The organism is Rhodoblastus acidophilus (assembly GCF_025961575.1).
Taxonomy (GTDB): Bacteria; Pseudomonadota; Alphaproteobacteria; order Rhizobiales; family Beijerinckiaceae; genus Rhodoblastus; species Rhodoblastus acidophilus_C.
In genome coordinates this window covers 73,752-88,834 of sequence record NZ_JAOQNX010000005.1, presented here as the reverse complement: position 1 = coordinate 88,834, position 15,083 = coordinate 73,752, and the positions used below count along the sequence as shown (strand labels likewise).

Here is a 15,083-nt window from a genome sequence, read left to right as displayed (position 1 = left end):
CCTTACGCTTCCGCCGGGCTTTCGCCTTGCGTTAGCTCAACTTGGTTCAGCTCATCTTCCTCGACCCAGCCGGCCTTGACGCGCGCCCGCATGACAATCGCTTCGGCCTCGTCGCGGCTGATGTCGAGCCCGTCGAGGAAACCGGTTTCCTTCACGGTCTCGCCATTGCGCTTTTCCGTCCAGCCCACGAGATCGTCGGTGGCGCAGCCCGCGAGGTCCTCGATCGTCTTCACGTCGTTCTCGCCCAGCTTGACCATGATGGCCGTGGTCACGCCCTCGATCTCGCGCAATTCGTCGGCGACGCCCAATTCCTTGCGGCGGGCGTCCTGCTCGGCTTCGAGCCGGGCGAGATAGTCGCGGGCGCGGTTTTGAATCTCTTCCGCGAATTCGCCGTCAAAACCTTCGATGTTCGCGACTTCCGAAGGATCGACATAAGCCAATTCCTCGACATTCCGAAAACCTTCGGAGGCGAGCAACTGGCCGACCACTTCGTCGACGTCGAGCGCGTTCATGAAGATTTGCGTGCGCTCGATGAATTCCTTCTGGCGGCGCTCGGATTCTTCGGCCTCGGTGAGAATGTCGATGTCCCAGCCGGTCAGCTGCGAGGCGAGACGCACGTTCTGGCCGCGGCGGCCGATGGCCAGCGACAATTGGTCATCCGGCACCACGACTTCAATGCGCGAGGAATCCTCGTCGAGCACGACCTTGACCACTTCCGCCGGCTGCAAGGCGTTGACGATGAAGGTCGCCGCGTCGATGGACCAGGGAATGATGTCGATCTTTTCGCCCTGCAGCTCGTTGACCACGGCCTGCACGCGCGAGCCGCGCATACCGACGCAGGCGCCGACAGGATCGATGGAGGAATCGCGCGAGGTCACGGCGATCTTGGCGCGGGAGCCGGGGTCGCGGGCGACCGATTTCACCTCGATCACGCCATCATAGATTTCCGGCACTTCCTGCATGAACAGTTTGGCCATGAACTGCGGATGGGTGCGCGACAGGAAAATCTGCGGGCCGCGCTGCTCGCGGCGCACGTCATAGACATAGGCGCGGACGCGGTCGCCGGGGCGGAACATTTCGCGCGGAATCATCTCGTCGCGGCGGATGATCGCCTCGGCGCGGCCGAGATCGACGATCACATTGCCATATTCGACGCGCTTCACCGCGCCATTGATGATCTCGCCGATGCGATCCTTGAATTCGTCATACTGGCGGTCGCGCTCGGCCTCGCGCACCTTCTGCACAATCACCTGCTTGGCCGATTGCGCCGCGATGCGGCCAAAGTCGAGCGGCGGCAGACGGTCGGAAATCCAGTCGCCGACCTCGGCCGCCGGATTGCGCTTGCGGGCGTCGACCAGGGAAATCTGCGTGGAATCGTTCTCGACCTGATCGACCACCAGCATCAGCCGCGAAAAGCGCGTCTCGCCGGTGCGCGGGTCGATCTCGACCCGAATCTCGGTCTCCTGGCCGTAGCGCGAACGCGCCGCCTTGGCCATCGCCTCCTCCATCGAGGCGAGCACGATGCCGCGATCAATCGACTTGTCGCGCGCGACCGCGTCGGCGATCTGCAAGAGTTCGAGCCTGTTGGCGCTGACGGCCATGGGTATCTCCTGTTGAATCCGTTCTAGGATTTAATTTTTTGGGCGACGCGGGGCGCCGCCGCCTTTCTTGAACTGCGCCCTTATGCCGGCAGGCAGCTTGGGCTTGGCCTTGGGCGCCTTGGCGGAGAAACGGCCGGGGCCGCGCTCGGGCTTTTCGGGCGCCTCAGGGGAGGTGTCGTCGCCTTCTTCCTCGCCGCCCTTGATCGCCTCCTTGGCGGCGCGCAAAGAGTCGCGAATGAGCGCTTCGGTGAGGATCAGCTTGGCCTCGTCGAGGTCGCCCAGGCGCAGGCGCGGCGTCTTCTCCTCGTCCGGGCCGGCGTCGTCGCGGCGCAGGGTCAATATGGCGTCTTTACCTTCGCCTTCAATGTCCTGGATCAAGCCGCGAAACCGTTTCCGGCCGCTCTCGTGGGGGCGGGCGAGTTCGACGCGCGCCTCCATGCCCAGGGAACGGCGGAAGTCGGAGACGCGCACCAGCGGACGGTCGATGCCGGCGGAGGAAATTTCGAGGCGATGCGCCGCGGAGACGATGTCCTCGATATCGAGCACCGGCGACAGCGCGTCGTGGATTTCCTCGCATTCGTCGATGGTCAGGGTGCCATCGGGACGCTCGGCCATGATCTGCACGATCATGCCGGGATTGGCCATGATCTTCACGCGAACCAGACGGAAATCCATGGACTTCAGCACGCGATCGGCCACATGGGCGATGCGGGCGGCCTGCCCGCTCTCCTCGACGAGGCGGGGTTCGTCGAGCGGCGCTGCAAAAAGCCGGTCGTCCGAAGGCGTGTCGTCCAAAGTCCTGTCCTGGGGTGTGTCGTTCAAGTGTGATCCAGCCGGGTAAAACAAAAAAGAGCGGGTCCCGCCAGGGCCCCACTCCCGCATGGCCCGAAGGCCGTGACGAAGATGTTGACTGAGCGAGCGTATACAGCAATCCCGACCGGCGCGCAAGACGGAGGCATGTCGCCGGCCCGCCACAGACCGGGTGAAAAATGCAACCGGCTGCGGGAACGAAATGGCTGGTTAAGGGTCTCACGGCTAAGGTTTCGCGCGTCTTCTCCTGCTATTCTTTCAACATTTGAGGCTCTTCCATGCGTCACGGCTTCGCGGCGGTTGCTTTTTCCATGGCGCTGATCGCGGCCCCCGCCGCGTGCGAGGCGAGGGTGCAGATCACCGTCGACCTGTCGACGCAGACCATGACGGTCAATGGCGCGAACGCCTCCTATTCCTGGCCGGTGTCCTCGGCGCGCGGCGGCTATGTCACCCCGCAGGGCACCTATGGCGTGCAAAGCCTGCAAACCATGCATTACTCGAAAAAATATCACAATTCGCCGATGCCGCACTCGATCTTCTTCCACGGCGGCTTCGCCATCCATGGCACGTACGATCTCGCCAATCTCGGACGGCCCGCCTCGCATGGCTGCGTGCGCATCTCGCCAGCCAACGCCGCGACGCTCTATGCGCTGGTGCAAAGGGAAGGCGCGACCATCCACATCGTCGGCTCGCCCTCGAACGCCAGCTATGCCCGCGCCGTCGAGCCGGACTCGGCGGAGCCGGTGAGCCGGACCCCGGTCGCCGCCGCGCCGCAGCGGGCGCCGACGCGGGTGGCGCAGAACATGCCCGCTCCGGCCACAATCTTCGGCTTCGCCATGGCGGCGCCGAGCGAGCCCGCCGCCGCCCAAACCAGGGCGCGCGCAAGCCATTGATCCGCCTGAAGCCGGTCCTGATCGGGCTCGCCTGCCTGCTGGCGGGAGCGGCTTCCGCCGCGCCCTGCGAAGAAGCCTTGGGCGCGCTGAGACAGGTCGCCGTCGACGCCGCCGCGGCGGAGGGCGCCGAGCGCGCGCTCCAGGCCGAGTTGAAGACGATCAATCCTCTGTGGACGCCGGGCTATTGCCGGGCGCTTGCGGAAAATCTCGCCCGCAAAACCCTGTCGAAACAGGAGGGGGTGGCGTTCGACGCGAACCTGCTGGAGCGCACCGCGATCCGCTACGAATCCTTTCGAATCGAGACATTCCGCAATTCCGGCGTGGCGCCAAAACTCTATTTCGGCTTTTCCGATCAGAAGGGCGCCACCGCCGCCTATGAGACGGAACTTCTGCGGGTCAGCGCCAAGGTTGCGCCGATTCTCAACGCCTATGCCGGGGAACGCGGACTTTCCATCCGCGTGACGCCCAAGGAAATCGCCGTCACCCAGATCGCCGAGGGCGGCGCGCTGCTGCTGACGACGCATTTTTCTGAGATCGAGCACATCCATCCCGTCAAGGGCGTCGGCCTCGACGATTACCGCATCGGCTTCGTGCGCTATCCCGGGCTGGTCGAGCGGATCGACGCCGCCTTCGGCTCGAAACTCGGCGGCATGGGCGACGTGCAGCGCGATTCCATGAGTTTTTCCGAATCGGCGCTCGGCACGGCGGTGATGTATTTCTACGAAAAAGACCTCGCCGAGCAGAAATTGCGCGCGGAAAACCGCCCCTCGCTCGCCGGCCTGCCGCTCGACGAGCAATTCGTCACGGCGTCGCTGGTCTACAATTCCGGCATTTTGTTTTCGGCGGAGCGGGTTCAACAAATCCTGCGGTTCGACACGGCGGCCTATCTCGCCGATATTTCCGAACGGTCCGCGCCCAAGCGCCCGCGCTTTCCGGTGATGACGCCCGAAGCCGCCGATGCCTGGCTCGCCCAGGGCAAGGCCCCGCCGGATCAGCCGACCTCGTGGAACGCCGTCTATCACGTGCTGCAACGCTACGGCGCCTGGGTCGCGCTCTCCCGCTTTTCCCAAGTGTTTGGCGAGGACGGCGGCGTCAGAGCAAAGTTTTAGCGGCGCCGGGTCTGCTTCAGCAGCTCAAAAATCTGCTCGGGCGTCTCCACCACTTCCAGCGTGGACTCCTCGCCGACGCCGGTGGGAAACCAGATCCACGAGCATTTGTTGCCGCGCTGCACCGTCAGCGCCTTCTCCATATTGACGAAGATCGGCTCGCCATTGTCCCGATCGGTCAGCTTGATCCATTCCGACGCCATGGGCGGGCCTCCCTCTTGCAAGCCTTGCAGTAAGACAAACGCGCTCCGGGTCAAGGCAAAAAGGCGACGTGACTTGCGGCCCCCCGCATGACTTGAGTCATGGTCAAGCTCGCGCGCACAGGCCAGACTGGCGCCGCATCGTTCGCTGCAAGGAGCAAGATCGCCCCGGCGGCCGACGCGAGGGAGAGACCAATGCGCCATTTGAAGACATGGATCGTTGTTGCCGGACTGGCGGCCGCTCTGGCCGGCGGCCCCGCCCGCGCCGAACAGCTCAGCCCCGAAGGGCGGGAAGCCCTGCGCGAGGCCATGCACAATGAAGCCTTCGCCTCGGCCAAGTACAAGCTGTTCGCCGAACACGCCCGCAAGGCGGGGAAGACGGAACTCGCCGATCTCCTGGCGAAGAACGCCAATATCGAATATGGCCATTTCTTGCGCTGGTCCGCTCTTTACGGCCTGGTGCGCGACGACAGCGACAATTTGAAGGCGGCGATCGACGGCGAAGGCGACGACGACATCAAGCTCTACACGCGCCTCGCCACCGAGGCCGCCGCGCGCGGCGAAACCTCGCTCGCCAACCATTTCAACGAAATCAAGGCGCAGGAAGAAAAGCACCAGAAGGAGTTGGACAAGGTCGTCGACACCACTTTCAAGAAGAACTGACGCGGCGCCCGCCCTTTACTCCAGTCCCAATGCGCGTCTCGCCCGGCGCGTCAGTCCGGCGACGACCAGTTTGTGCGAACAGGCGATCAGCTCGCGCAACTCGCCGCCATCGACGACGAATCCGTCGGCCTGTATCCATTTCAGGCCGCGCGAGGCGAGATAGGGCGCGGGCCGGAAGCCTTGCTTTTCCGGCAGGACGGCGAAGCCGATGTCGCTGACCTTGAACGAATAGGCCGGCGCTTCCGCCTCGCCGCCGCCGATGCAAAAGACTTTTCCACCCACCTTCCACACCTGCGCGCCGCCCCATTGCACGACATGGGTCGCGGCGGGCAGTTGCGCGCAATAGGCGTTGCATTCGTCATGGGTCATGTGGATTTGCCGAGTTCGAGCCTATGGTTTAGAGCGAATTCGCGGCGAAGCGGATGCGTGCAAAGAAACGCGCCAAAACAGAAAGCTGAGCCTGTCGGCCGAGGCCTTTCGCCTGACGGGCGCCAATCGCCGCGAGCAAAGGATGGCATGATGCGGGTCGCACTGGAAGCCGCGCGGAAGAGCGTCGAGATCGAAACCAAGGGCATGGCGCAGCTGCGCGCGGCGCTCGACGGCGAGCTGGGCAAGGCGCTGGCGCAGGCGATCGAGCTCATCCGCAACGCGCGCGGGCGGGTGGTCGTGTCCGGCATGGGCAAATCCGGCCATATCGGGCGCAAAGTGGCGGCGACGCTCGCCTCCACCGGCACGCCCGCCTTTTTTCTCCATGCGGCGGAAGCCAGCCATGGCGATCTCGGCATGGTCACCCAGGACGACGTGCTGCTGGCGTTTTCCTGGTCGGGCGAGACCGCGGAGCTCGCCGATCTCATCGAATATTCCAAGCGATTCGCGGTGCCGCTGATCGCCGGCACCTCCAAGCGCGACAGCGCGCTCGGCCGCGCCGCCGATGTGCTGCTGCTGCTGCCGCAGGTGGAGGAAGCCTGTCCGAACGGACTCGCGCCGACCACCTCGACCACCATCCAATTGGTGCTCGGCGACGCGCTGGCCGTCGCCCTGATCGAGGATCGCGGTTTTACCGCCCGCGATTTCCGGGTTTTTCATCCCGGCGGAAAACTTGGGGCGCGGCTGCACAAGGTGGACGACCTCATGCATGGCGGCGACGACATGCCGCTGCTGCCGGAAACCGCCGCGATGAGCGAGGTGATTCTCGCCATGACCGGCAAAAGGTTCGGCTGCGTCGGCCTGATCGACGCCTCCGGCGCGCTGACCGGCATCATCACCGACGGCGACCTGCGCCGCCACTGGGGGCCGGACATGCAGAACAAGCGGCCGTCCGACATCATGACCCGCGGGCCGCGCACCGCGCAGCTGGGCTCGCTCGCCTCCGCCGCGCTGGAATTCATGAACCGGCGGAAAATCACCGTCCTGTTCATCCTCGACGCCGGCAAGCCCGTGGGGATTCTGCACATCCACGACCTCCTGCGCTCCGGCGTGGCGTGAAGGCGCGCCGGGGCTTTCGCGCGGCGGCCGCCCCGTCTATATAGTCTCGACGCTTTTTCTCGCAGGACTTCCCCATGCCGTCTTTTCGCCTCGGCCTGAACCGCCGCGCGTTTCTCGCCACCGCAGCCGTCGCCGCCGCGCTCTCTGTTGCGCCCGCTTTTGCGGCGAAGGACGACGGCCCGACAAAAATTCCGGTGGATCAGCTGATGGCGCCGCAGGCCCTGCCCGATCTCTGGCTCGGCGACCCCAAGGCGCCCGTGACGATCATCGAATATGCCTCGATGACCTGTTCGCATTGCGCCAATTTCACCCTGGAAACCCTGCCCAAGCTCAAGGCCGACTATATCGACAAGGGCAAGGTCCGCTTCGTGCTGCGCGAATTCCCGCTCGATCCGCTGGCGGCCGCCGCCGCCATGCTGGCGCGCTGCTCCGGCGACAAGCGCGAAGCCGTGGTCGAATTGCTGTTCCAGAGCCAGCGCGGCTGGGCTTTCGGCAAGAACCCGCTGGAGGCGCTGGCCGCGACCTTGAAGCAGACCGGCATGAGCCAGTCCGCTTTCGAGGCCTGCCTGAACGACGAAGCCCTGTTCAAGAAGATCGACGCCGTGCGCACCAATGCGCAAAATAATTTCGGCATCACCGCGACGCCCACTTTCTTCATCAATGGCGACAAGCATCCGGGCGAAATCCCGCCTGGCGACCTCGACGCCCTGCTCGCTCCCTATTTCAAGTAAGGATCTTCATGCGCTATCTGCCGCTCAGCCCGACTGAGCGCGAGGACATGCTGGCGCGCATGGGCCTCGCCCACATCGACGACCTCTTTGCCGACGCGGCCGACAAGCTGCTGAAGGACCCGCTGGACCTCCCGGGTCGAAAGACCGAGCTGGAGGTCGAGCGCGCGATGGAGGCGCTGGCCGCGAAAAATCTCGCCGCAAGCGCCGTTCCTTTCTTCCTGGGCGCCGGCGCCTACAAGCATCATGTGCCGGCGAGCGTCGACCATCTGATCCAGCGCTCGGAATTCTTGACCTCCTACACGCCGTATCAGCCGGAAATTTCACAGGGGACCTTGCAGGTCCTGTTCGAGTTCCAGACCCAGGTGGCGCGGCTCACCGGCATGGATGTCGCCAACGCCTCCATGTATGACGGCTCCACGGCGACCGCCGAAGCGGTCTTGATGGCTCATCGCGTCACGCGTCGGCGAAAGGCCCTGTTGTCGGGCGGCCTGCATCCGCATTACGCCGAGACCGCGCGCACGCTGTCGGACATGGCCGATGACGAAATTTTGGCGCTGCCGCCCGATCCGCTGGCGCGTGAGGATTTGATTGCCCAGATCGACGACAGCCTGTCCTGCGTGGTGGTGCAGTCGCCCGACGTCTTTGGACATTTGCGCGACCTGCGTCCGCTGGCGGAGGCTTGCAAGGCCAAGGGCGTGTTGCTGGTCGCCGTCGTCACCGAAGTTTTGGCGCTCGGCCTGGTCGAAAGTCCCGGCGCGCAGGGCGCGGATATTGTCGTCGCCGAGGGACAGTCGATCGGCAATGGCCTGAATTTCGGCGGTCCCTATCTCGGCCTGTTCGCGACCCGCGAAAAATTCGTGCGGCAGATGCCCGGCCGCCTGTGCGGCCAGACATTCGACAGCCAGGGACGGCGCGGTTTCGTCCTCACCCTGTCGACGCGCGAGCAGCACATCCGCCGGGAAAAAGCGACGTCCAACATCTGCACCAACTCCGGCCTGTGCGCTCTGGCTTTTTCGATCCACCTGTCGCTGCTGGGCGAAAAGGGATTGCGGGAACTGGCTTTGGTCAATCACGCCAATGCCGTGGCGCTCGCCGAGGCGATCGAGACGATTCCGGGCGTGAAATTGCTGAACGGCGGCTTCTTCAACGAATTCTGCGTCGAACTGCCCGGTTCGGCGGCGGATTTCGTCGAACGGGCAGCGGGCCAAAAGATTTTGGCCGGCGTGCCGGCATCGCGGCTCTCGCCCGGCGCCGGCCTCGACAATCTGCTGCTGATCGCCAGCAGCGAGATCAACACCGATGACGACCGCGCGGCCCTCGTCGCGGCGCTGCGTGAGGAGGCCGCGCGATGAACGAGCAGCCGCGTTTTTTCGAAAAAAAACTGCCGCGCACCTTTTCCGGCCATCACGGTCTCGCCCATGAGACCGGCCTGATTTTCGAGCACGGCCGCGAGGATGTTTCCGGCGTCGACATCGACCCGCCCAAAAATTTCAAGCCGCGTCTCGGCGGCCTGGAGCGGCAGTCGCCTTTGGGGCTACCGGGTCTGTCCGAGCCCGAAGCCTTGCGCCATTACGTGCGGCTGTCGAAGCAGAATTACGCTATCGATTCAGGGCTTTATCCGCTCGGCTCCTGCACGATGAAGCACAACCCGCGCCTCAATGAGAAAATGGCGCGGCTGCCGGGCTTTGCCGACATCCACCCGCTGCAACCGCTCTCCACCGTGCAGGGCGCGCTGGAGCTGATGGCGCAGCTGGCGCATTGGCTGACCACCCTCACCGGAACGGAAGCGGTGGCGCTCACGCCCAAGGCGGGCGCGCATGGCGAAATGTGCGGCATGATGGCGATCAAGGCGGCCATTGCCGCGCGGGGCGAGGCGGCGACGCGAAAAATCGTGCTGGCGCCCGAATCCGCTCACGGCACCAATCCCGCCACCGCCGCGGCGCTGGGCTTTTCCGTTCGGCCGATCCCGGCGGGCGCCGACGGGCTGGTGCATCCCGAAGCCGTCGCCGCCGCGCTCGGCCCCGACGTCGCCGCGATCATGCTCACCAATCCCAACACCTGCGGGCTGTTCGAGCGCGACATTGTCGAGATCGCGCGTCTGGTGCATGAGGCCGGCGCGTATTTCTACTGCGACGGCGCCAATTTCAACGCCATCGTCGGCAAAGTGAGGCCCGGCGATCTCGGCGTCGACGCCATGCACATCAACCTGCACAAGACCTTTTCGACGCCGCATGGCGGCGGCGGCCCCGGCGCGGGGCCGGTCGTACTGTCGAGCCGGTTGGCGCCCTTCGCCCCGGTCCCGTTCCTGCGCCGCGACGGCGACAGCTGGGCGCTGGTGGAGGAGAAGGAGGGTTCGCAGAGCTTTGGCCGCATGGCCGCCTTCCACGGCCAGATGGGCATGTTCGTCCGCGCGCTGACTTACATTCTCTCGCATGGCGGCGACGGTCTCGCCATGGCCTCGGAGAATGCGGTGCTGTCGGCGAATTATTTGCGGGTCTGCCTCAAGGACGTGATGTCCTCGCCCTTCGCCGAACGCTTGTGCATGCACGAGGTCCTGTTCGACGACCAGTGGATGAAGGACAGCGGGGTGACCGTGCTCGATTTCGCCAAGGCGATGATCGACGAGGGCATTCACCCGATGACGGTCTATTTCCCGCTGGTGGTCCACGGCGCCATGCTGATCGAGCCCACGGAATCGGAATCCGCCGCGTTTTTAGAAATGTTCGTCGCCACGCTGCGGGACCTCGCCTTCAGCGTGAAGAACGGCGAGGTCGAGCGGTTTACGGGCGCGCCATACTATGCGCCGCGCACCCGCCTCGATGAGACCGGCGCCGCGCGCAAGCCAGTGCTCACTTACAAGAAGCCCGTGGGAGAGCGCGAACCGCCGGTTGCGTGAAGCTCATGCCCGGCCTTGCGCCGGGCATCCGCGCCGCGGCGCGCAGCGCGCGGCTTAAGCCCCCGCCAGATGCGCGAAATGCGCGCAGACCTGGACATAGACCTCGCGCTTAAACGGCACGATCAGCTCTGGCAGGCGGTCCATGCGCTCCCAGCGCCAGGCGTCGAACTCCGCCTTGTGGCGGCCGTTGTCGGGGGCGTCGATGTTGATCTCGGTGTCCTCGCCCGTAAACCGCAGCGCAAACCACCTTTGCGTCTGGCCGCGAAACCGGCCGCGCCAGGATTTCTTGCCGATCTCGGTCGGCAGGTCATAGGTCAGCCAGTTCGGCGCCTCGGCCAGCAATTGGGCGCTCCGGACATTGGTCTCCTCGCGCAGCTCGCGCAAGGCGGCGTCATAGGGCGCCTCGCCCTCGTCAATGCCGCCCTGCGGCATCTGCCATTCGTATGGCATCGGGTGAACGTCAGGCCCGCGCTTCGATTTGCGCCGTCCGACGAACACCAGGCCCTCCGCATTCAGCAGCATGATGCCGACGCAGGGCCGGTATGTCAGCGCATCCATCCTCACCTCTTGTCGCCGGCGTCGAACGCCGCGGAGACCGGGACCAGCACGACGCCGGCGCGCCGGAGATCGGCGAGATAGCTGGCGATGCGGTCGTTGGTCGACGGCAGTCCCGAGGCGAATCCGACGGCCACCCCTTTCTGCTTCGCAAGAGTTTCGAGCTTGACGAGGGCGGCGTCAATGGCTTCGGGACGACGGACATCGTCAATGCGGACATCGACCTTGAGAAAGCCTAAGCCGTCGCGCGCCGCAACCTCTCCGGCGACGCTGCTCGGCGCCGAGCCGTCGTCGATATAGGCCAGCCCCCGTTTGCCGATCTCGGAAATCACCGGCGAAATCGCGTCGCGGTCGGAGGCCAGCTTGCCGCCGAGATAGTTGATCACGCCGAAATAGCCGGGAAACCGGCCCATCTGCCAATGCAATTCGTCCTCGGCCTTGGAGGCGTCGCCGGCGGAGATGACATGCGGGCCCGGGGATTCCGCGCTGTCGAACGGCTCCATCGGCGCCTGCAGCAGGATTTCATGGCCGGCGTCGCGCGCGGAATTGGCGAGATGCTCGACCCGCGTCCCGTAAGGCGCGAAAGCCAGGGTCACGGCGGCGGGAAGGCGCGAAATCGCCGATTGCGTGGCGAGATCGTTCAGCCCCATGCCGCCGACGATCAGCGCGATCCGGGGAACGCCGGGTTTCACGGCGGCCTGCGGCCGGGCATAGACCTGCGCGGGCGTCGCGCCGTCCTTGCCGCGCTTGGGCAGCAGGCCGAAACGGCTTTTTTCAACCAGGCGCGGATCGGGCGCAGGCGGCAGCGGCGAGGCGGCGGTGTCGGGCACATGAATGATGGCGGGGCCGGCCGCGCCGCCGCCGCGCACCACACGCACGCCATTCTCGATATCGACGCGGGCGCCCGATGGCGCGGCTTCAGGCTGCTGCTCCTGGACTTGCGCGACGGGCGGGGCCGCGGGGGCCGGCGGCAGCGGCTGGATCGGCGCGCGCGCCTCCGGTTCGCCGCCAAAACCATCGCGCCCTTGACCGTCGCGCCCGGCAAGCCAGACGCCCCCGCCGGCCAAAGCCAGCGCGACAAGGGCCGCCGCGGCCCACAGCGGCTTGCGACCGCCCTGAACTCTTGGCTCTTGTCGCTCTAGCCCGAGCGGGCGGTCGAGATCGTCCAGCATGTCCGGTCTGAAAATTCGGCCCGCCGCGAACGACGGGCCGTTAAGCCTTACTTTTCCGGGACCGGCGTCGGGCCCTGCTTCAACACCGGTTCGCCCTTCGGCCCCACCGGCGGCGCCGCGGGCGGCGCTTCCGCGGGACGGCCGGTCGCGGGCTTAGTCTCGTCCTTGGCCGCCGGTTTGGCGGCGGCGTCCGCGACCGCCTTGGCGTTCTCGGCCTTGATCACCTCGGCCGTCTTCACGCCGCGCAGCAGGTCGAGCGCCGCGTGCAGCGCCTTGTCCTTGGCGACATCCGGCGGCACATAGGCCTGCGAGCCATGCTCTTCCTGGTCGCCGTTCTTGAGGTGGCCCTTGAGCGAGGCCTCCCCCTCGGTGCGGTCCTTGCCCTTCAGCTCGTCCGGCACGTCCTCGAGCACGGTGAGGTCCGGCTCGATGCCCTTGGCCTGGATCGAACGGCCCGACGGCGTGTAGTAGCGCGCCGTGGTCAGCCGCAGCGCGCCATTGTTCTGGCCGAGCGGGATGATGGTCTGCACCGAGCCCTTGCCGAACGAACGCGTGCCGATCAGCGTGGCGCGCTTGTGGTCCTGCAAGGCGCCGGCGACGATCTCGGAGGCCGAGGCCGAACCGCCGTTGATCAGCACGATCACCGGCTTGCCCTTGGACAGATCGATCGGGCGGGCGTTGTAGCGCTGGGTCTCGTCGGCGTTGCGGCCGCGCGTCGAGACGATCTCGCCATGGTCGATGAAGGCGTTGACCACGGCCACCGACTGGTCGAGCAGGCCGCCGGGGTTGTTGCGCAGATCGAGAATATAGCCCTTGAACTTGTCGGCCGGGATCTCGGTCTGGATCTTCTTCATCGCCTCCTTGAGGCCGTCATAGGTCTGTTCGGTGAACTGGGTGAGGCGGATATAGCCGACATCGGGCGCCTCGACGCGCGACCGCACCGACTTGATCTGGATGAGCGCGCGGGTGAGCGTGACGTCGATCTTTTCCTTGGCCGCGCCGCGGGCCAGCGTCAGCTTGACATTGGTGTCCACCGCGCCGCGCATCTTGTCCACGGCCTGGTTGAGGGTCATGCCCTGCACGGGCTCGCCGTCGATGGCGGTGATGAAATCGCCGGAAAGAATGCCGGCGCGCGCGGCCGGGGTGTCGTCGATGGGGGCGACCACCTTGACCAGGCCGTCTTCCTGCATCACCTCGATGCCGAGACCGCCGAACTTTCCGGAGGTCTGCACCTGCATGTCCATGAAGCTCTTGGCGTCCATATAGGACGAATGCGGGTCGAGCGAGGCGAGCATGCCGCTCACCGCCGCCTCGACCATCTTCTTGTCGTCCGGCTTCTCGACATAGTCGGTGCGGACCTTCTCGAACACGTCGCCGAACAGGTTGAGCGAGCGATAGACGTCCGACGGCGAAGCGTGGGCGCCCGCCGGGAACCAGGGCATCGGAACCCGCGGACCGATCGCCACGGCGGATGCGCCGATGATCGCGCCCAGCAGAACCAGAGATGTCTTGCGCATTATCCGCGAACCCTCATGTTATCCGGCTTGGTCCACCATGGCCCCGGATCGATGGCCGTCCCATCCTTGCGAAACTCGACATAAAGCACCGGCTGCGTCGCGGCAATGGCGGCGGAAGCAGCGGTTTGCGCCGCGCCATCGCCCATCGACCCCACGGGTTCGCCCGCCAGAACAAATTGTCCGACCGACACGTCGACTCGCGCCATGCCGGCCATCACCACATAGTAGCCGCCGCCCGCGTTGACGATCAAGAGTTGACCGTAGGAGCGCCAGGGGCCGCTGAAGGCGATATAGCCATCGCAAGGAGACGAAACAATGGCTTGAGGGCGGGTGGCCAGCGAAAGTCCTTTTTCCGCGCCGCCGAATTCGCTCGCGGCGCCGTAAGCCTTGATCACAGTTCCATTGGCCGGCAGCGACAAGAGCCCCCTGGCCTGGGCGAAGGCGATCGCCGGCGTCAGCCGCGCGGGATCGCGTTTTTTCGCATCCGCGAACTTTTGCCGCGCCTCCTCGGCCGCTTTTTCGCCCTGGCGCGCGCGGGCTTCCTCGGCCAGGCGCGCCTTTTCCGCCGCGGCGCGGGCGCCGGCGAGTTCGCCCTCCATGCGCGCGATCAGCTCCTTGAGGCTCGCCGCCTGCCCGGCCAGCGCCTGCGCGCGCTTGCGTTCGGCGGCGAGCGCGTCCTGCGCCTGGCCGATGGCCTGCTGGCGCGCGGCGACCAAGGCGTCGAGACGGGCGCGCTCGTCGCGGCGCGCCTGCGCCTCCTCGGCCTGCCGGGCGTTTTCCTGCGCGATGGCCGCCCGAAGCGAGACGAGATCCTGGAGATCGCTGGCGAGCGCCTCGGTTTCGGCGCGCAATTGCGGCAGCACCGCGCCGAGCAGCATCGAGGCGCGGATCGCCCGCAACACGTCCTCGGGCTGGGTGAGCAGCGCCGGCGGCGGCTTGCGCCCCATGCGCTGCAAGACGGCGAGCACGGAGGCGAGCACCTCGCGCCGCCCGTCCAGCGATTTGCGAATGGCGTTTTCCGAACCGGCGAGCGTTTCCAGCCGCGTGGCGCTGGCCGCCAGTTGCGCCTCCGCCTCGTCGATCTTGCCGCGCGCGTCAATGGCGGCCGCGGTCAGCTTGGCGCGATCGTTCTGGAGCGACTCGATTTCCGCCTCGATCTTCTTCCGCTGCGCCTCGGTTTGCGCCAGGGTGTCTTGAACGCCCTGAAATTGCGCCTTTTGCCGGTCGAGTTCGATGGCTTTCGGCTCGGGAGGCTTTGTTTCGGGGGGCTTCGTTTCGGCGGCGGCGGGCGCGCCGGTGGGGTGGGGGGGCTGCGCGGTCTGGGCCATGGCGGAAAGCGAGGCGAACGCAAGTGCGGCGAACCATCCCGCTCGCGTCAGCCCGTTTGTCTTCGCCATTGCCGCTCCTGCCGATTCGCCGGGCTCAGATTAAAGGCAGGCGAAGCGTCAGCAATG

At 65.9% G+C, this 15,083-nt stretch carries 15 protein-coding genes; 7 read left to right on the top strand and 8 right to left on the bottom strand.

The features are described from left to right. Positions 1–2: 2 nt before the first annotated feature. Together nusA and rimP are read right to left on the bottom strand one after the other, a co-directional pair. Positions 3–1,601, bottom strand: a complete 1,599-nt coding sequence (gene nusA / locus M2320_RS04965) for a transcription termination factor NusA (protein ID WP_184429443.1) — start codon at positions 1,599–1,601, stop codon at positions 3–5. Positions 1,602–1,631: 30 nt separating this feature from the next. Then, the gene (gene rimP / locus M2320_RS04960; protein WP_264596317.1) at positions 1,632–2,423 is read right to left on the bottom strand and encodes a ribosome maturation factor RimP; all 792 of its coding nucleotides are present in this window, start codon (positions 2,421–2,423) and stop codon (positions 1,632–1,634) included. Positions 2,424–2,689: 266 nt separating this feature from the next. Between rimP and M2320_RS04955 the strand changes: the two genes are divergently transcribed. Both M2320_RS04955 and M2320_RS04950 read left to right on the top strand, forming a co-directional pair. Continuing rightward, positions 2,690–3,304, top strand: a complete 615-nt coding sequence (locus tag M2320_RS04955; RefSeq protein ID WP_264596316.1) for a L,D-transpeptidase — start codon at positions 2,690–2,692, stop codon at positions 3,302–3,304. Continuing rightward, positions 3,301–4,413: a hypothetical protein gene (locus M2320_RS04950; RefSeq protein ID WP_264596315.1), complete on the top strand. Its 1,113-nt coding sequence runs from the start codon at positions 3,301–3,303 to the stop codon at positions 4,411–4,413. The genes M2320_RS04955 and M2320_RS04950 overlap by 4 nt, the downstream gene beginning before the upstream one ends. Here the strand turns inward: M2320_RS04950 and M2320_RS04945 are convergent. Next, positions 4,410–4,613 carry a hypothetical protein gene (locus M2320_RS04945; RefSeq protein WP_184429447.1) on the bottom strand — a complete coding sequence of 68 codons (204 nt, stop codon included), beginning with the start codon at positions 4,611–4,613 and terminating at the stop codon, positions 4,410–4,412. The two genes, M2320_RS04950 and M2320_RS04945, sit on opposite strands and share 4 nt — an antisense overlap. A gap of 192 nt (positions 4,614–4,805) precedes the next feature. Between M2320_RS04945 and M2320_RS04940 the strand changes: the two genes are divergently transcribed. Next, the gene (locus tag M2320_RS04940; protein ID WP_264596314.1) at positions 4,806–5,273 is read left to right on the top strand and encodes a ferritin family protein; all 468 of its coding nucleotides are present in this window, start codon (positions 4,806–4,808) and stop codon (positions 5,271–5,273) included. Between the two features lie 15 nt (positions 5,274–5,288). Here M2320_RS04940 and M2320_RS04935 read toward each other — a convergent pair whose 3' ends face one another. Beyond that, a complete protein-coding gene (locus tag M2320_RS04935) occupies positions 5,289–5,642 on the bottom strand; it encodes an MmcQ/YjbR family DNA-binding protein (RefSeq protein ID WP_184429449.1) in 354 nt (117 codons plus the stop codon). Between the two features lie 150 nt (positions 5,643–5,792). Here M2320_RS04935 and M2320_RS04930 point away from each other — a divergent pair, with 150 nt between their 5' ends. The 4 genes from M2320_RS04930 to gcvPB all read left to right on the top strand — a co-directional run bounded on the left by M2320_RS04930 (position 5,793) and on the right by gcvPB (position 10,385). Beyond that, a complete protein-coding gene (locus M2320_RS04930) occupies positions 5,793–6,758 on the top strand; it encodes a KpsF/GutQ family sugar-phosphate isomerase (RefSeq protein WP_264596313.1) in 966 nt (321 codons plus the stop codon). Positions 6,759–6,832: 74 nt separating this feature from the next. Beyond that, positions 6,833–7,489 (top strand): DsbA family protein, encoded by a 657-nt coding sequence (locus M2320_RS04925; protein ID WP_264596312.1) that lies wholly within the window; start codon positions 6,833–6,835, stop codon positions 7,487–7,489. Positions 7,490–7,497: 8 nt separating this feature from the next. Then, positions 7,498–8,841: an aminomethyl-transferring glycine dehydrogenase subunit GcvPA gene (gcvPA, locus tag M2320_RS04920; RefSeq protein ID WP_264596311.1), complete on the top strand. Its 1,344-nt coding sequence runs from the start codon at positions 7,498–7,500 to the stop codon at positions 8,839–8,841. After that, positions 8,838–10,385, top strand: a complete 1,548-nt coding sequence (gene gcvPB, locus M2320_RS04915) for an aminomethyl-transferring glycine dehydrogenase subunit GcvPB (RefSeq protein WP_264596310.1) — start codon at positions 8,838–8,840, stop codon at positions 10,383–10,385. Before gcvPA ends, gcvPB begins: the two co-directional genes overlap by 4 nt. 54 nt (positions 10,386–10,439) lie before the next feature. Here gcvPB and M2320_RS04910 read toward each other — a convergent pair whose 3' ends face one another. Genes M2320_RS04910 through M2320_RS04895 form a run of 4 tightly spaced genes read right to left on the bottom strand, consistent with a single transcriptional unit; the run spans position 10,440 to position 15,026 of the window. After that, positions 10,440–10,943 carry an RNA pyrophosphohydrolase gene (locus tag M2320_RS04910; protein WP_264596309.1) on the bottom strand — a complete coding sequence of 168 codons (504 nt, stop codon included), beginning with the start codon at positions 10,941–10,943 and terminating at the stop codon, positions 10,440–10,442. A 2-nt stretch (positions 10,944–10,945) separates the two neighbouring features. After that, entirely contained in the window at positions 10,946–12,112 is a 1,167-nt protein-coding gene (locus M2320_RS04905) for a divergent polysaccharide deacetylase family protein (RefSeq protein WP_264596308.1), read from the bottom strand. Positions 12,113–12,159: 47 nt separating this feature from the next. Beyond that, positions 12,160–13,632 (bottom strand): S41 family peptidase, encoded by a 1,473-nt coding sequence (locus M2320_RS04900; protein ID WP_264596388.1) that lies wholly within the window; start codon positions 13,630–13,632, stop codon positions 12,160–12,162. Next, a complete protein-coding gene (locus M2320_RS04895; protein WP_264596307.1) occupies positions 13,629–15,026 on the bottom strand; it encodes a murein hydrolase activator EnvC family protein in 1,398 nt (465 codons plus the stop codon). Before M2320_RS04895 ends, M2320_RS04900 begins: the two co-directional genes overlap by 4 nt. Positions 15,027–15,083 lie beyond the last annotated feature (57 nt).